This window comes from Thiohalorhabdus sp. (genome assembly GCF_036628635.1).
Lineage (GTDB): Bacteria > Pseudomonadota > Gammaproteobacteria > Thiohalorhabdales > Thiohalorhabdaceae > Thiohalorhabdus.
The window spans coordinates 1-3547 of sequence record NZ_JAZKRM010000104.1 but is presented as its reverse complement, the minus strand read 5'-3'; the positions used below and the strand labels follow the sequence as shown (position 1 = coordinate 3547).

Here is a 3547-nt window from a genome sequence, read left to right as displayed (position 1 = left end):
GGCGTAGCGGAGCCCGCTCACCAGCCGGTCGCTGCTGGCGCGCTCGCCGTAGACCTCGACCCCGCCCAACCGCGGCAGGACCACCGCGGCCAGGATTCCCAGGATCACGATCACGGTTACCAGCTCCACCAGGGTGAAGCCGGCGCAAACAGGCCCGTTCCCCGCCTCCCCGGTCTTCATAAATCCCTTCCCAGCCATCCCCAGGCGCCCGGAAAGGCCTCGGAGAATGCCGGGAAATGGGTTGGAAGTAAGGACATCAACATCCCCCGAAGATCGGCACCAGGATCCGGAAGCCAAGCAAAAGGGCCCCCGAAGGGGCCCCTCCAATCTCAGAAGACTCCGGGATCAACCATCAATCAATGGCAATGTCGCCGGTATCCTTGTCGTATTCGAACGAGCTGTCCGTCGGGGCGATGAAGTCCCCCTCGAAGTCCGTGGTTTCGGCACCAGCCGGCTCCCAGGTCCAGCCACTGTCCTCGGGATTGGTCTGCAGGACAGCGGCGGGCAGGGTAATGCTGTTCCCGCCAGCATCGGTGTGGTTGCTGGCCGCCTCGGGCCAGCCGGAGGTCCCATCGATGCTGACCGTGTTCCCGCTCATCGTCACGTCGGTATAGTTCCCGCCACTTTTGCCCTGCGCCAGGGCCTTGCTGTGCGCCAGGCTAACGGCTGCGGAGAAGCTTCCTTTAACGCCGTCGAAGGCGGCCTCTTCGGCGTCCTCGGTCAGATCCACGAACCGCGGCAGCGCCACCGCCGCCAGGATCCCCAGGATCACGATCACCACAACCAGTTCGATGAGGGTAAAGCCCTCCTGTCCCCTGCTCATGCGCTTGCCTCCTCTGCCCCCCCATTGGGAAGGAAATTTTGGGCCGTGGACGGTCTCGCCCCGTTTTTGGCTGATCCTATTACAAAGCAATCCCCTTTGGCCGTCAATCCGGGGCCCTTTGGCGGGCGAGCTTTTCGGGCATTTTCAGCGCGCCCGTTTCCGGATCGTAACGGTAGGGCTGGCCGAACGGGTCGATCAGGCGCCCCTGCTTATCCACCAGGCGGTCCCGGCGCGGGTTCTGGCCGGTCATCAGGACCTCGGACGGGTCCCCCGACAGGGCCTCCTGGAGCTCGGCCGGCCAATCGCCGTTGCGCAGGCGGTAGACCTGGATCCGGGTCTGGAGCAGCTGATGCTCGTAGCGGGCGAGGGTGGCCACCGCCCGCTCCTCCAGCGCCCCGTAGCGGTTTAGTACCACCCACACCAGGGCCAGGATGAACAGCAGCACCACCCCCCACTCCAGGGCCCGGGACTGGTGGCTGCGGCCCTTAAGGCGCTCCATCGCCGTCCTCCCCTTCCTCCGGCGCCCCTTCCAGGGCCGGGTAGCGGGCCAACAGGGCCTGGCGGGCCTGCTCGCCGCCGGCCGGGATCCGGCCCAAGGCGGACCGGGCCAGGGCCAGGGCCCCCGCGTGGTCCCCCAGGCGGTCCCGCAGCGCCGCCGTTCGCAGGTACAGGCCCAGCGGCCGGGGGCCCGGGTAGGGCCACTTGAGGCCTGCCTCCAGGACGGCCCGGGCCGCTTGTGGCCGTTCCTGGCTCAGATACAGGTTGGCCAGGCCCATGCGCGCCTCCATGTGACGGGAGTCCTTGGCCAGGGCCGCCCGCCAGGCCGCCTCGGCGCGCCTCCGGACCTCGACCTCGGCGGCGTCCGGGGCCGCCAGGTACAACCGCGCCCGCAGGTGGTCCAGCCCGGCCCGGGCCGGGTTGCGTCGCCGGGCCCGATCCAGCATGCGGTGGGCCTCGCGGTACAGGGCCCGGCGCTGGCGGGGGTCCAGGCCCAGGTCCCGGCTCAGGGCGGCCCCCCGGATCTCGGCGCCCAGGGCCCAGGCGGTATCGCTGGCCGGGGTCAGGGCCCGGGCGTAATGGAAATACCGCAAGGCGGTCTGGACTTCGCCCTCGTCGACGGCCCCCCGCCCTTTCTGGACGAAGCGGTCGGCCACCCCGGCCGAGCCCAGGTTGAGGATCACCAACGCCACCACCCCCGCCAGGATCCAGCGCCACACCCGGGGATGGGCCCGCTCGGGCAGCGCCACCCGCATCCGCTCCTTGCCCAGCGCCCGCTCGCAGCGCAACTGCCAGGCGGCCAGCACCGCCCCCAGGCCGATGAGGGTGGGCAGGATGTAGAGGTGGAAGGTGATGTGGGTATGCACCGCCACCGCCAGCATTCCGGCGAAGGGCCCCAGGATGCCCAGGCGCTCGCGGGAGCCTACCGGCAACCGCCGGACCGCCCGCACCGTCTGCACCAGGATGGCGATGAGGACCGCATAGAACAGCACCGGCCCGACGATCCCCAGCTCGGCCCAGAACTGCAGCGGATCCATGTGGGCGTAGTAGCCGCCGGAGGTGTCGGCCGGCTGCCGGAAGCGGGGGTAGTAGAGGAAGAAGGTGCCCAGGCCGTAGCCCAACCAGGGGCGCTCCAGGGCCATCTCCAAGGTGGATTCCCAGATCAGCAGGCGGGTCTGGAAGCTCGACTGTGCCCCCACCGCCCCCAGGGTCTCAACGCGCTGGCCGAGCTCCGCCCCGGACCACCAATCCATGCCCAGGAAGATGGCCAGCCCCCCGACCGCCATCACCGCCAGCCGCCGCCGGTTGAGCCCCGGCGCACCCCGCGCGGCCACCAGGATCACAACCAGGCCCACCCCCAGGCCGATCAGAGCGCCGCGGCTCTGGGTGGCCACCACCCCGGCGAGCACCAGCAGGCTGCCCGCCAGGGCTAGGTAAAGGTGGGCTCGGTCGCGCACCCGCAAATACCAGGCCACCAGCGGCAGCAGGGCCAGGCTGAGCAAACCGGCCAGATTGTTGGGATTGAGCAGGGGGTGGTGGGCGCGAAAGCCGTAGGTCTCGGTCAGGACGAAGAACTGCACCAGGGCCCAGGAGGCGAGCCCGGCGGCGGCCCAGGCGAAGCCGGCGAGAGCAGCCCGGGTCCAATTGGCGGGTGACGGCGCCAGCACCAGGGCGAAGAAGGTCAGCGGCAGGGCGCTCAGCCACCAGTAGTACAGGCTGCTGGTGAACACCACGGACGACCAGGCCAGGCTGATGGCGAGGAACGCCCACCACACCACCAACCAAGCGGCGGACGGCGAGCGGGGCACCCGCCAACCGTCCCGGATGCCGGGCCCCAGGGCCAGGACCAGCACCCCCACCAGCAGCACCCCCGCGGCACTGAGCAGCGGGATGTGCAGGCCGTTGAAGAACAGGGCGAGGCCGAAGGCAATGGCGAGCAGGCCGAGGCCGAGCCATTCCCGGACGGACAGGGCGGGCTCCCCGGAAGGGGCTCCGCCGATCAATTGAAGGCGCTCGCCATGTCCCACATGGGCAGGAAGATCCCCAGGGCAAGCAGAAGCACCATGGCGCCGATGACGGCGATGAGAACGGGCTCGATGAGGCTCGACAAATTGTCGATCTTGAGGTCCACCTCGCGCTCGTAGAACTCGGCTACCTGCTCCATCATCTCATCCACGGCACCCGTCTCTTCGCCCACCTCGATCATCTGAAGGACGGTCAACGGAA

The 3547-nt window shown here is 69.4% G+C and carries 5 protein-coding genes; all 5 read right to left on the bottom strand.

Annotated elements, in window-relative coordinates; genetic code table 11:
* Positions 1 to 180: pilus assembly FimT family protein (locus V5A19_RS14050; RefSeq protein ID WP_332319913.1), on the bottom strand; the 180-nt coding region annotated here is incomplete at its 3' end.
* A 172-nt stretch (positions 181 to 352) separates the two neighbouring features.
* The gene (locus tag V5A19_RS14045; protein ID WP_332319914.1) at positions 353 to 823 is read right to left on the bottom strand and encodes a pilus assembly FimT family protein; all 471 of its coding nucleotides are present in this window, start codon (positions 821 to 823) and stop codon (positions 353 to 355) included.
* Positions 824 to 926: 103 nt separating this feature from the next.
* Positions 927 to 1322 carry a type II secretion system protein GspG gene (locus tag V5A19_RS14040; protein WP_332319915.1) on the bottom strand — a complete coding sequence of 132 codons (396 nt, stop codon included), beginning with the start codon at positions 1320 to 1322 and terminating at the stop codon, positions 927 to 929.
* Positions 1309 to 3324 carry an O-antigen ligase family protein gene (locus tag V5A19_RS14035; protein WP_332327970.1) on the bottom strand — a complete coding sequence of 672 codons (2016 nt, stop codon included), beginning with the start codon at positions 3322 to 3324 and terminating at the stop codon, positions 1309 to 1311. Before V5A19_RS14035 ends, V5A19_RS14040 begins: the two co-directional genes overlap by 14 nt.
* The coding region (locus tag V5A19_RS14030; RefSeq protein WP_332327969.1) for a type II secretion system F family protein at positions 3321 to 3547 on the bottom strand (227 nt) is incomplete at its 5' end. The genes V5A19_RS14035 and V5A19_RS14030, both read right to left, overlap by 4 nt.

Coding starts and splice junctions, on each gene's coding strand:
- V5A19_RS14045 (WP_332319914.1), bottom strand. CDS start 823: ATGAGCAGGGGACAGGAGGGCTTTACCCTCATCGAACTGGTTGTGGTG.
- V5A19_RS14040 (WP_332319915.1), bottom strand. CDS start 1,322: ATGGAGCGCCTTAAGGGCCGCAGCCACCAGTCCCGGGCCCTGGAGTGG.